General features: G+C 68.9%; 7 protein-coding genes and 1 pseudogene. 5 read left to right on the top strand and 3 right to left on the bottom strand.

The genetic code is table 11. The features are described from left to right. Positions 1 to 154: 154 nt before the first annotated feature. Together CFB41_RS38360 and CFB41_RS30530 are read left to right on the top strand one after the other, a co-directional pair. The gene (locus CFB41_RS38360) at positions 155 to 310 is read left to right on the top strand and encodes a hypothetical protein (RefSeq protein WP_006481665.1); all 156 of its coding nucleotides are present in this window, start codon (positions 155 to 157) and stop codon (positions 308 to 310) included. 141 nt (positions 311 to 451) lie between these two features. Beyond that, positions 452 to 931, top strand: coding sequence for a GNAT family N-acetyltransferase (locus CFB41_RS30530; RefSeq protein WP_071333859.1), 480 nt, complete (start codon positions 452 to 454; stop codon positions 929 to 931). A 209-nt stretch (positions 932 to 1,140) separates the two neighbouring features. Here the strand turns inward: CFB41_RS30530 and CFB41_RS30525 are convergent, their stop codons facing one another. Continuing rightward, a complete protein-coding gene (locus tag CFB41_RS30525; protein WP_089459162.1) occupies positions 1,141 to 4,230 on the bottom strand; it encodes a heavy metal translocating P-type ATPase in 3,090 nt (1,029 codons plus the stop codon). A 218-nt stretch (positions 4,231 to 4,448) separates the two neighbouring features. Continuing rightward, positions 4,449 to 4,679: pseudogene (locus tag CFB41_RS30520) on the bottom strand (toxin-antitoxin system HicB family antitoxin); the annotation flags it as partial. A 333-nt stretch (positions 4,680 to 5,012) separates the two neighbouring features. On the opposite strand from CFB41_RS30520, the gene CFB41_RS30515 reads away from it, so the two are divergent. Then, positions 5,013 to 6,449 (top strand): DUF1254 domain-containing protein, encoded by a 1,437-nt coding sequence (locus CFB41_RS30515; RefSeq protein WP_089459161.1) that lies wholly within the window; start codon positions 5,013 to 5,015, stop codon positions 6,447 to 6,449. Between the two features lie 148 nt (positions 6,450 to 6,597). Next, a complete protein-coding gene (locus CFB41_RS30510) occupies positions 6,598 to 10,404 on the top strand; it encodes a DUF748 domain-containing protein (RefSeq protein ID WP_089459160.1) in 3,807 nt (1,268 codons plus the stop codon). Between the two features lie 56 nt (positions 10,405 to 10,460). Here the strand turns inward: CFB41_RS30510 and CFB41_RS30505 are convergent, their stop codons facing one another. Further along, positions 10,461 to 10,685: a hypothetical protein gene (locus tag CFB41_RS30505; RefSeq protein ID WP_027790361.1), complete on the bottom strand. Its 225-nt coding sequence runs from the start codon at positions 10,683 to 10,685 to the stop codon at positions 10,461 to 10,463. 317 nt (positions 10,686 to 11,002) lie between these two features. On the opposite strand from CFB41_RS30505, the gene CFB41_RS30500 reads away from it, so the two are divergent. Beyond that, complete coding sequence (locus CFB41_RS30500; protein WP_261316977.1) at positions 11,003 to 12,676, top strand: alkaline phosphatase family protein; 1,674 nt, start codon at positions 11,003 to 11,005, stop codon at positions 12,674 to 12,676. The last annotated feature ends 44 nt before the right edge of the window (positions 12,677 to 12,720 follow it).

Genomic DNA, 12,720 nt, shown 5'->3' with positions numbered 1-12,720 from the left:
AGCTAGACGGAGCAAGGATCGCCGTGATGTACCGGCGATCCGCCGTCGCGCGCATGCGGCAAACTGATGCGGTGCGCTGGCAGAGTTCAGGGAAAACCCTTAGAATGGAGTCCATCTAAGGGAAAACCCTAGCCACATCTGTCAGGAGTCTCACATGAGCTTCATCCTCGCCCTGCTGCAAAAGATCGACGACCTTTTCGTGTCCCCGCACCTGCCCCTCGACGCCGAATACTCGTACGCTGCGCGTCGTGCCGAAGCCGAGCGCGTGCGTCGTGCGCACCTCGTGCCGATCGTCCTGTACCGTCGCTGATTCGCTGATTCGCTGATTCGCTGATTCGCTGCCAGCGCGGCGCCTGCCGTACCTGCCTGTCCGCTTTCCGCCGCTGCATCGCGCGCCGGCGCGACCGTCCCGCTACACTGGAAGTCCGATTCCGTTCACGGTGACCGCGCCATGCTGCAGATGCGGCCGATGACGGCCAGCGAATTCCACGCGTACCGCACGCGAGCCATCGACGGCTACGCGAGCGATCTCGTTTCATCCGGACAAAATGCTGTCGAAGACGCGGCCAGCCGGGCGCGCGCCTGTTTCGACACGCTGCTGCCGGACGGCCTGCGTACCTCCGGCCAGACCCTCGTCGTGCTCATCGACGGCGCCAGCGGCGACGCGGTGGGCGACCTCTGGTACGCGATCGTGCCTGAAGGGCCGAACCGCACGCTGTTCATCTACGACCTCGACATCGCCCCGTCCCGGCGCCGCCAGGGCTGGGCCACGCGGACGCTCGAGGCGCTCGATGCCGAGGCACGTCGGTACGGCGTCACCGAGATCGGGCTGTCGGTGTTCAATCACAACGCGGCGGCCCGCGCGCTGTATCGTGCGTGCGGCTTCGCGCCGATCACGACGACCTTGATCAAGCCAGTCATTTCGGACTGAAGCCACCGGCCGGCGCCGCGTTGTCGTGCGCTTGCGATTTGACTCGCCATCGGCCAATGCCGGCCGACCTCACGATCCTGCCTGTTTGCCAAGCGCCAAGCGCCGAACGCCGAACGGCCGTTCGGCACACGTCACCGGCACACGTCACCGGCACACGTCACCGGCACACGTCACCGGCACACGTCACCAGCCCACGCCCTCGCCACACATCACCGCGCGCGCCCCTTCCATCTCCGCAACAGCAACGCGTTGGTCACGACGCTGACGCTGGAAAACGCCATCGCCGCGCCCGCGATCACCGGGTTCAGCCAGCCGAGCGCCGCGAGCGGCACGCCGACCAGGTTGTAGACGAACGCCCAGAACAGGTTCTGCTGGATCTTCCGGTACGTGCGTCGGGAGATGTCGATCGCGTCCGCGACGAGCGCCGGGTCGCCGCGCATCAGCGTGATGCCGGCCGTGTGCATCGCGACGTCCGTCCCGGTCGCCATCGCGATGCCGACATCGGCCGCGGCGAGCGCGGGCGCATCGTTGATCCCGTCGCCGACCATCGCGACGATCCCGCCGTGCGTGCGCTTCAGCTCGGCGACGACGCGCGCCTTGTCGTCGGGCAGCACCTGCGCATGCACCTCGCCGATCCCGAGCGACGCCGCGACGGCGGCCGCGCTGCCGCGGTTGTCGCCCGTCACGAGCACGCTCGCGACGCCGCGCGCCGACAGCGCCGCGATCGCGTCGCGGGCGCCCGGCTTCACGGTGTCGCCGAAAGCGATCAGCGCGAGCAACGCGCGCGGCGCGTCGGCGCGCATCAGCCACGAGATCGTATTGCCCGCGCGCTCGAGCTCCGCCGCGCGTGCGTCGAGCGCGGGCGGCGCCGCGATGCCGAGCTCGTCGCGCCAGCGCGTGCTGCCGAGCGCGAGCAACTGCCCGCCGACACGTGCTTCCACGCCGCGTCCGGCCACCGCACGCGCATCGGCGGCGACAGGCGACGACACCGCACCGCCGCGTGCGGCCAGGTCGGCGTCGTGCGCGGCGACCACGGCGCGCGCGAGCGGATGGTCGCTCTGGCGTTGCACCGCCGCCGCGAGCGCGAGCGCTTCGTCATGCGGTACGTCGACCGCTTCGAACGCGGTCACGGACGGCTTGCCTTCGGTCAGCGTACCGGTCTTGTCGAACGCGATCACGGTCGTGCGCTGCGCGAGTTCGAGCGCCTGCGCATCCTTGATCAGCACGCCGTGCCGGGCCGCGACGCCCGTGCCGGCCATGATCGCGGCGGGCGTCGCGAGGCCGAGCGCGCACGGGCACGCGATGACCAGCACCGCGACCGCGTTGAGGATCGCGGTTTCCGTGCCGGCGCCGGCGATCAGCCAGCCGACCAGCGTCAGCAACGCGATGCCGAGGATCGCCGGCACGAACACCTCGCTCACGCGATCGACGAGCCGCTGGATCGGCGCCTTCTCGGCCTGCGCGGATTCGACGAGGCGGATGATGCGCGCGAGCGTCGTCTCCGCGCCGATCGCGGTGGTTTCGACGACGAGCGCGCCTTCGCCGTTGATCGAGCCGGCCGTGACGGGGTCGCCGTCGTCCTTCGGCACGGGCAGGCTTTCGCCGGTGATCAGCGATTCGTCGATGTGCGAGCGGCCCGACACGATCCGGCCGTCGACCGGCACGCGCTCACCGGGACGGATGCTGACGCGGGTGCCGACGCGTACCTGCGCCAGCGGCACGTCGCGCTCGACGCCGTGCTCGACGACGCGTGCGCGGTCGGGACGCAGCGCGTTCAGCGCGCGGATCGCGTCGGTGGTCTGGCGCTTCGCGCGCGACTCGAGCCACTTGCCGAAGCGCACCAGCGTGACGATGACGGCCGACGCCTCGAAATACAGGTGGCCGGGATGCAGAGGATCGCGCAGCAGCATCCACAGGCTCAGCCCGTACGCGGCCGACGTGCCGAGCGCGACGAGCAGGTCCATGTTGCCGGTGCGCGCCTTCACCGCATGCCAGGCCGCGCGATAGAAGCGCGCGCCGTAGCCGAACTGGACGATCGATGCGAGCATGAGCTGGAGCCAGCCGGGCAGCATCAGGTCGATGCCGAACGGCGCGACGAGCATCGGTGCGACGAGGGGCGCGCTCAGCACGGCGGACCAGATCACGAGATCGCGTTCGCGAATCGCTTCGAGGTGCTTGCGGGTGTCGGGGTCTTGCGCGGGGCTGCCCGGTTGCGCGTCAGCCCCGGTGGGGGCGCCGGCTGATGATGCGGCGGAGAGCGACGCGCGGTAGCCGGCTGTGGTGACGGCCGCGATCAGCGTGGCGGCGTCGAGGGCACCCGCGCCGTGCACCGACGCACGCTCGGTCGCGAGGTTGACGGAAGCGCGCGCGACGCCCGGCACGGCGGCCAGCGCCTTCTCGACGCGGCCGGCGCACGATGCGCAGGTCATCCCGCCGATGTCGAGTTCGAGATCGGCGGGGGCGATGGCGGCTGCCGGCGGGATCGCGGCGCCGGCCACCGGCGTCGCGCCATAGCCGGCTTGTTTCACGGCTTCGGCGAGCCGGGCGGCGGTTACATCGGGCGCGGCGTCGACGGTGGCCCGCTCGGTCGCGAGGTTGACCGACGCGCGCGTGACGCCCGGCACCTTCGCCAGCGCCTTTTCGACACGCGACACGCAGGACGCGCACGTCATCCCGTCGATGTCGAGTTCGATGCTGGCGGGCGCGGCAGGCAGCGAAGGCGCGAACGCGGCGACGCCGGCATCCGTTACCGTCGGCGTCGCGCCGTAGCCGGCCTGCTTCACGGTGTCCACCAGTTGCGCGGCGGAAACGTTCGCCGCGGCATCGACGGTGGCGCGCTCGGTCGCGAGGTTGACCGACGCGCGCGTGACGCCCGGCACCTTCGCCAGCGCCTTTTCGACGCGCGACACGCACGATGCGCAGGTCATCCCGTCGATATCGAGTTCGATGGTGGTGTTGTCGGCCGGAAGCGGGTGGCGGGCAGTGGGAGCGGCTGCGGCCAGCGGCGCGGGTGAGGCTTCGACAGGATGGGCATGCGGCGTCGCGGCGCCCCCGAGCAGCGGGTCGCGCACGGCGGCGCGGTAGCCGGCTGCGCCGACCGCCTCGACGAGTTGCGCGGCGTCGACCGTTTCCTGCGCAGTCACCGTCGCGGTGTGCGTGTCGAGGTCAACCGCCGCCTCGACGACCCCCGGCACCGCGGCCAGCGCCCGTTGCACGCGGCCCGTACAGCCGCCGCAATGCATGCCGTCGATGCTCAGCTCGATCGTATGCAGCGCTGCGGAGGCAAGTGGTTCAGTCATGTCGGATTCCCTGAATGCGCGGCTCATGCCGCCAATGATCCCAGTATCAACATTCCCACGATGGTAAGGTCAAGCGGTGGATGATGCATGCGATGCAAGGCGGGCGGATCGGCTCAAGGCCATCCCTGTTCACAGGGTGCCACGGCCCGGAAAAGCGAACGCCCGGCTTCCACGAGGAAGGCCGGGCGTCACGTGCTTGCACGCGATCGCGTGGCTGGCTACGCGCGGAGCTTGGCGCTGGCGAGACGGTTCAGGCTGACGCCCTGTTCGGCGGCCTGGATCACCAGCGCGCGGTGAGCTTGCGGCGGGATGCGGACCTTGAATTCACCGCTATAGGTTCGGTCGGCGATCGGTTCGGGCACCTTTTCGCCGTTCGCGGTCATGTCGCGCACGACCTCGGCGACGAGCCGGCGGATGCCGGCGAGCGCGCCTTCCGGCGTCGCGTCGAGCCGGTGTCAATAATGACACCATTTGTCCATCCAGATGGCAACTCGAACTCCGCTGAGACAGATCCAAGGCCAGCCGAAACCGCTTCGATGTCGCCCCAATTTCCCTGGAGATCCGACGAAACATTTGGGACCGGTCAGCCCGCGAATACGCGCCACCCGCTAATCGGCATATTGGGGGATGCCCTGAGGCGCTATGATACCGGCCTGACATCAGCGCCCACCGTTATGAACCGTAGCGAGACGGTTGTCCGGGCAGGCTGGGGTGCCTTGCTTTCGCCATTCGCAAGTCGAACAAGGCGTTGACTGAAAAGAATGATATTCGGCCAGTAATCGATGATTGAAAACCAGCAGGAATCAGTTTCTCTGCGGCGCGCGTGCGCGTCGCTCGCCATCATGGCGTTGCTAGCGGGGTGCGCGTCGCAACCGGACGCCATCCAGCGGAAAACCGGCTGGATGCGCGCGGAAGTCGCCGACTCCTACGTCTACGCGTATCCGCTCGTGCTGATGGACGTCGCGAAGGAAGCGGCGACGGGCGGCGACGGTGCGCAGCCGGGGCAGGCGCCGCTCAACACGCTGCGCCATGCGCAGGCGCTGCCGCCCGTCGGCGCGGTCAATCCGCCGCTGCCGGGCGTCGACACGCTCGACTCGACCGGCTGGCTGGACGTCGCGACCGAACCCGTGATCGTCACGTTGCCCGACACGCGCGGCCGCTACTGGGATGCGCGCGCCCTCGACATGTGGACGAACGTGCTGTGGTCGTCGTCGAGCGTGGCCGCACGCGGGGCACGCGGCGGCGTGCGATCGCAAACGATTGCCTTCGCCGCGAAGGACTGGCAGGGCACGCTGCCGAAGGGCGCGGTCCGGATCGACGTCCCGTCGGCCAACGCGTGGCTCGAAGTCCGGCTGCAGACGAGCGGCGGGCGCGACCTCACGAACGTGAAGAAACTGCAGCGCGCGATCCGCGTGGTGCCGCTGTCCGTCTACACGGGCGCGGCGCGCGGCGCGTCGGTCGCGGTGCATGCGGGCAGCGCGCCGTCCGAAGCAGTGGGCGGCGGCACGCCGGCCGAGCAGGTGGCCGCACTCGATCCGAAGGCGTTCTTCACGCGCTTCGCGCAGGCGCTGCAGGACAACCCGGCGCCGGCCGACGATGCGCACGCACAGGCACTGCTCGGCGACATCGGCGTGTCGGCCGGCTACCCGGTGCTGTGGACGGGCGACCGCCTCGCGGCCGCGACGGCCGGCGTCGCCGAGGCACGCGCGCGGCTCTCGACCCCGCCGTCGAACCTGCTGAACGCGAACGGCTGGAGCTGGATCGGCGATACGGCCGGCAAGTACGGCCAGGACTACACGCTGCGCGCGTACGCGGCCTACACGCAGTTCGGCACCGCGACGCGCGACGATGAAACGCTCGCGGTCGTCCGCGTCGACAGCGACGGCCATCCGCTGAACGGCGCGAACCGCTACGTGCTGCATTTCGCGCCGGGCGCGCTGCCGCCGGTGCGCGCATTCTGGACGCTGACGCCCTATGCGACCAACGGCGCGCTGCCCGACGTCGGGTCGGCGCGCCGTTCGCTCGGCGATCGCGACCGCCTGCGCCGCAACCACGACGGCTCGATCGACATCGTCGTGTCGGCGTCGCCGGGCGGCACGCAGGCGGCCAACTGGCTGCCGGCGCCGCGCGCCGATTTTGCACTCGCGTTGCGCCTCTATGCGCCGAAGCCGCAGGCGAGCGACGGGTCGTGGATGCCGCCCGTCGTCGTCCGGAAATGAACGGATGACCGGCGGCGTTGTCCGACCGGCGGGCGCGACGGCGCCCGAACCTCGTCCCGTCCCCTCCTGAGCCTATACTTTCGGGATAGCGTGCGCGGCCGCCCGGTTCTCCGGCGCGGCCCGGCATTCCATCCCGAGGCATTCAAGCATGGCAAGCGCAGACAAAGAAACCGTACCCTCCACCCTCCATGCCCTCGGTGGCGTTGCACGCTCGCGCCGGGCCCGGCGCATTGGCATCGGCCTGCTGATCTTCATCGTTTTATTCGGACTGCTCGGGTTCTTCGCGGCGCCGCCGCTGATCCGCCATATCGCCGAACAGCAGTTGAGCAAGCAGCTCGACCGGCCCGCCACGATCCAGCGCATCGCGCTGAACCCGTACACGCTGAACCTCGAAGCCGACGGCATCCATCTCGGCGACAAAGGCGGGCAGGGCGACTTCATCGACATCGCGAAGCTCGTCGTGCGGCCGTCGTGGTCGTCGCTGTTTCGCGGCGCGCCGATCGTCAATGAAGTGCGCCTCGACTCGCCGCGCTTTCATATCGTCCGCTACGACGCGCAACGCTTCAACTTCACCGACCTGATCGAGAAGTTCTCGACGCCGTCGCCGAAACCCGAAAGCAAGCCGACGCAGTTCTCGGTGTCGAACATCCAGGTCAACAACGGCCGGATCGATTTCGACGACCGTCTGCTGAACGAACAGCACGTCGTCGACAACTGGACGCTCGGCATTCCGTACATCGCGACGCTGGCCTCGAAGACCGACATCTTCGTGGAGCCGAAGCTGCGCGCCCGCTTCGACGGCAGCCCGATCGCGATCGACGGCAAGACCAAGCCGTTCGCGCAGTCGCGCGAATCGGAGATCGCGCTGAAATTCGACGGCCTCGACGTGCCGAAGCTGATCTCGTACGTGCCGGCGAAGCTGCCGGTGGCCGTGACGAGCGGCCTCTTGAGCAGCGACCTCGCGGTCAATTTCGTGATGAGCGGCGAGACGCCCGCGCTGCGCGTGTCGGGTACCGTCGACCTGAAGGACGCGAAGGTGACGGATCATGCGTCCGCACCGTTGTTCGCTGCGCGCGGCGTGCACGTCGCGGCGGCCAGCCTCGAACCGCTGCGCAACGCGATGCATTTCGACGAAATCCGGATCGACCAGCCGGTGGTCGACCTGTCGCGCGACAAGCAGGGCGTGCTGAACGTCGAGAAGCTCGCCGGGCAGCCGGCAGCCGCCTCGAAGCCCGCCGAAGGCAAGCCGGCGGCGTCGGGCGCCGCCGCTTCCGCCGCTGCCGAAGCCACCGCCAGCGGGGCAAAGGCCGAAGCCGGCGCCGGCGCGAAGGAGGCGCCGCCGCTCGACCTGACGATCCGCCATTTCGCGATCGACGGCGGCACGGTCAACGTCGACGACCGCGTGCCGGCGACGCCGACCGCGCTGTCGCTCACGAAGCTCGCCGCGACGCTAGACGGCTTCACGATGCAGGGCAAGACGCCCGCGAAATACACGCTGTCGACGTCGCTGTCGCGCGGCGGCGACGTGACGGCCGAAGGCGCGTTCAATCTCGCGCAGAAGCAGGCCGAGAGCAAGCTGACGGTCGCCGCGCTCGCGCTGCCGGCGCTGCAGCCGTACCTCGGCGAGGCGACGCGGGCGCGTGTGCTCGACGGCACGCTCGGCGCGACCGTCAACGCGAAGGCCGACTGGGGCAAGACGCCGCTCGCCGCGCAGGTTGCCGACAGCACGGTCAGCCTGAAGTCGCTGAAGATCGCGACGCCCGACGCGAAGGCGCCCGCGATCGTGCTGCCCGACGCGCACGCGAAGATCGCGAAGGTCGACGTGGCCACGCGCATCGCGGAGATCGCCAGCGTCGACGTCAGCGGGCTCGCGCTCGACGTGCAGCGCCTGAAGGACGGCAAGATCGACCTCGCGGCGCTGGCCGAACCCGCGCAGGCCGCGGTGCCCAAGCGCACGGTCGCGCGCAAGGCCGAGGCCGCCGCGCCGTCGTGGCATTACCGGATCGACGCGCTGAACGTGAAGGATTCCGCCGCGAACTTCACCGACCTGTCGACGCCGCGCCCGGTGAAGCTGGCGATCAAGCCGCTGGACCTGTCCGTGCAGAAGATCAGCGACGACATGACCCGGCCGCTGCCCGTGCAGCTGAAGGCGACGCTGAACCGCAAGGGTTCGCTGAACGTGACGGGCGACGTGGCCGCGCAGCCGCTGAAGCTCGGCCTGAAGATCAACGGCAACCGCCTCGACGCAGCCGCGTTCGAGCCGTATTTCGGCAGCGCGCTGAACGCGACGATCGCCAGTGCGCTGCTCAACGCGCAGGGCAACCTGACGTTCGCGCAGGTGAAGGGCGCGCCGCGCGCGACCTACCGCGGCGATGTCGCGCTGGTCGACGTGCGGATGCTCGACAAGGCGACCTCCGACCCGTTCGCGGGCTGGCGCTCGCTCGCGCTGACGAACCTGAAGGCGAACTACGACGAGAAGGGCACCGACGTCGATGCCGCGCGCGTGACGTTCTCGAACTTCTACGGCCGCGTGCTGCTCGACGCGCAGGGGCGGTTGAACCTGAAGGACGTGGTTGCGAAGGAAACGGGCCCCGCGCAGTCGCTCACGCGTGACGCGAGCAAGGGCGAGCCGGTGCCGCTGTCGCCGGGCGTGACGCCGCCGGCCGCCGCCCAGGCCGCGTCGGCCGCGGCCGCGCAGCAGGCATCCGCGCCGGCCGCCGCTTCGGCGACGGTGGTCGTGAAGGCCGCGCCGCCGCCGCAGAACCCGGTGCGCATGCATTTCGGCGAGCTGCTGCTGCAGAACGGCCGCGTGACGTACACCGACAACTTCATCAAGCCGAACTACACGGCGAACCTCATTGCGATCAAGGGCACGGTCGGCGCGTTCGGCACGGATTCGACGACGTCCGCGCCGGTCGACGTCGCCGCGAACCTCGCGGGCAACGGGCCGATTTCGATCAAGGGTTCGGTGAACCCGCTGATCGAGAAGCCGGCGCTCGACCTCACCGCGACCGCGCACGACATCGAGCTGACCAACCTGACGCCGTACTCGGCGAAGTACGCGGGCTACCCGATCACGAAGGGCAAGCTCAACGTCGACCTGCATTACGAACTGGCGAACGACCAGCTGAAGGCGAACAACCACATCTTCATCGACCAGCTCACGTTCGGCGACCACGTGGAGAACGACACGGCGACCCGGCTGCCGGTGAAGCTCGCGATCTCGCTTCTGAAGAACACGCGCGGCCAGATCGACGTGAACCTGCCGGTGTCGGGCTCGCTGTCGAATCCGGAGTTCAGCGTCGGCGGGCTGATCTGGCGTGCGGTGCTGAACCTGATCGCGAAGGCCGTCACGTCGCCGTTCTCGCTGCTCGCGCATGCGTTCGGCGGCGGCGGCGAGGATCTCGGCTACGTCGAATTCGCGCCGGGCTCGTACCAGCTCGACGACGCGCAGCAGAAGAAGCTCGACACCGTCGTGAAGATGCTGACCGAGAAACCGTCGATCCGCCTCGACCTGATCGGCCGCGTCGATCCGTCGAAGGACACCTCGGGGCTGGGTGACGCGTACGTCGAGCGGCTCGTGCGCCAGCAGAAGCTGAAGGATGTGATCGGGCAGGGCGAGAGCATCGACCCGATGTCGGTGAAGGTCGAGCCGGCCGAGTACAGCAAGTACCTGACGCGCGCGTACAAGGCCGCCGACTTCAAGAAGCCGCGCAACGTGATCGGCCTGCAGAAGACGCTGCCCGACGCCGACATGAAGAAGGCGCTCGCCGAGCACGCGCCGGCCGACGACAACGCGCTGCGTGCGCTCGCGCAGCAGCGCGCGCAGGCCGTGCGCCAGTACCTCGACGGGAAGATCGATTCGAGCCGTGTGTTCATCGTCGCGCCGAAGCTCGATGCGAAGGGCATCGAGGACAAGGGCGCGACGACCCGCGTCGACTTCGGCCTGCAGTAAGCAGGCCATCCGCTGCCGCGCCCGTTCATCCGTTCGGGCGCGGCGGCGCGTTTCCTTCAGCGCGCGGCGATCGCCGGTTCCTCGCGCTTGCCCAGTTCCTTCTTCGCAGCCAGCGGCAGACGCGCGTCGTCCCACTGCGCCAGCCATTCGACTTCCTTCGCGGTGAACACCTGTCCGTAGTTGCGCAACGCGTACTGCAACGCGTCGACGACGTGGTGGCGAATGATTTCGGGGGTGCGTGCATCGTCCAGCACGAACCGGAGGGCTTCCAGGGTCGACATACTCGTGCTCCGGGTCAGGGAAAACCCTTTATCACACGCCAATAGTCGCGCGCCAAGCCGGAAAAAAAATCGTACGACCGATGACGCCGCGGACGGATCGACCGATGCACCGGCGGCGTGCCGGCAGGCGAGCGCGCCTTTCGCAATGTGCGCCAGGCCACCTTGCTTTGCGACCGATTCGTGTCACTTGCGATTGGTTACGTTTGATAGAAAACAGAAAGCCCCGCTTCATGCGAGCGACCCACGACGCGCCCATATTCTTGCGCGCCTGATGGCAAGTCACGCAGTTCAACGTCAATCGAAGAGGTGGGGTGATCATGTCTTTCCTTGGTAAGCAGCGGAAGGTGGTGGCGATGGTCGCGAGCGCGCTGGCGCTCGCCGGTGCGGGTGCGCACGCCGCGCAGCAGGACGACGACAGTCACGGCGAGGACCGCGGCCACGCGAGCCGCGTCGTGAAGCACGTGCTGCTGATCAGCGTCGACGGCCTGCACGAGCAGGATCTCGCGCGCTGCATCGGCGCGAACACGTGCCCGAACATCGCGGTGCTCGCGAAGAGCGGCGTGACGTACACGAATGCCTATACGCCGGGCCTGTCGGATTCGTTCCCGGGCCTCGCGGCGCTCGTGACGGGCGGCTCGCCGAAGACGGCCGGCCTGTTCTACGACGTGTCGTACGACCGCAACCTGTACGCGCCGGGCGATACGAGCTGCTCGGGCAAGCAGGGCTGGAACGTCGTGTTCGACGAGACGACCGGCATCGATGCCCAGAACGGCGGCGCGCTCGTCCACCTGAACGGCGGCGGCGCGTTCAACCCGCAGGCGATCCCGAACGCGAAGGTCAACGGCAAGTGCGTGCCGGTCTATCCGCACAACTACGTGAAGACCAACACGGTGTTCGAGGCCGTGAAGGCCGGCATCCCGAACGCGACCACCGCATGGGCCGACAAGCACGCGTGGGGCTACGACTGGCTGAACGGGCCGTCGGGCACCGGCGTCGACGACCTGATGCGCACCGAGATCAACTCGATCGACCCGGTGACCAAGACGAACTACACGGACGTCTATTCGCATACCGCGCAGTTCGACAACCTGCACGTGCAGGCGCTGATCAACCAGATCAACGGCCGTGACTCGACGGGCACGAAGAGCGCGCCGGTGCCGACGCTGTTCGGCGGCAACTTCCAGACGCTCAGCGTCGCGCAGAAGGCGCCGGTCGCGAAGGGCGGCGGCTATCTCGATGCGAACTTCACGCCGAACGGCCAGGTCGCGAACGCGATCACGTACGTCGACAACTCGATCGGCCATATCGTCGCGGCGCTGAAGCAGGCGAACCTGTATGCGTCGACGGCCGTGATCGTCACGGCGAAGCACGGCCAGTCGCCGACGGATCACACGAAGCTCGTGAAGAACGGCGACACGCTGACGAAGCTGCTCGAAGCGAACAACTACATCGACCCGAACGGCAACTTCGGCCAGAACAACACGACGACGGGCAACCTGAACGACGGCTCCGGCCTGGTCGACACCGGCTTCGTGCAGACCGACGACGTCGGCCTGATCTGGCTGCGCGACCGCAACCAGCGCACGGCCGTGGTGCAGACGCTGAAGGCGAACCTCGGCTGCAACGCGCCGGGGATCTGCGCGGACGGCCCGCAGGCGTACGTGCTGTACGGCGCGGCGCTCGCCGAGCGCTTCGGCGATCCGGCCAACGGCCGCACGCCGGACATCATCGTCCAGCCGAATCCGGGCGTGATCTACACGTCCAGCACGAAGAAGGACGAGGAGCACGGCGGCAACGCGCCGGACGACAGCCACCTCGGCCTGCTCGTGTCGTATCCGGGCCTGCATCGCGCACGCACGGTGACCGACACGGTCGGCACGAAGCAGGTCGCGCCGACGATCCTCGGGCTGCTCGGTGCCGACCCGCGCCTGCTGCACGCGGTGGTGGCCGAGGGCACGGAGGTGCTGCCGGGGCTCGGCATCCGCCGCTGACGGCGACAGCCGGACGCCGCTGCCCTGTGGTGTCCGGTGCGGCG

Source organism: Burkholderia sp. AU33803, from assembly GCF_002223095.1.
Lineage (GTDB): Bacteria > Pseudomonadota > Gammaproteobacteria > Burkholderiales > Burkholderiaceae > Burkholderia.
The sequence above is the reverse complement of the archived record's forward strand: the minus strand, read 5'-3'. Positions and strand labels throughout refer to the sequence as shown.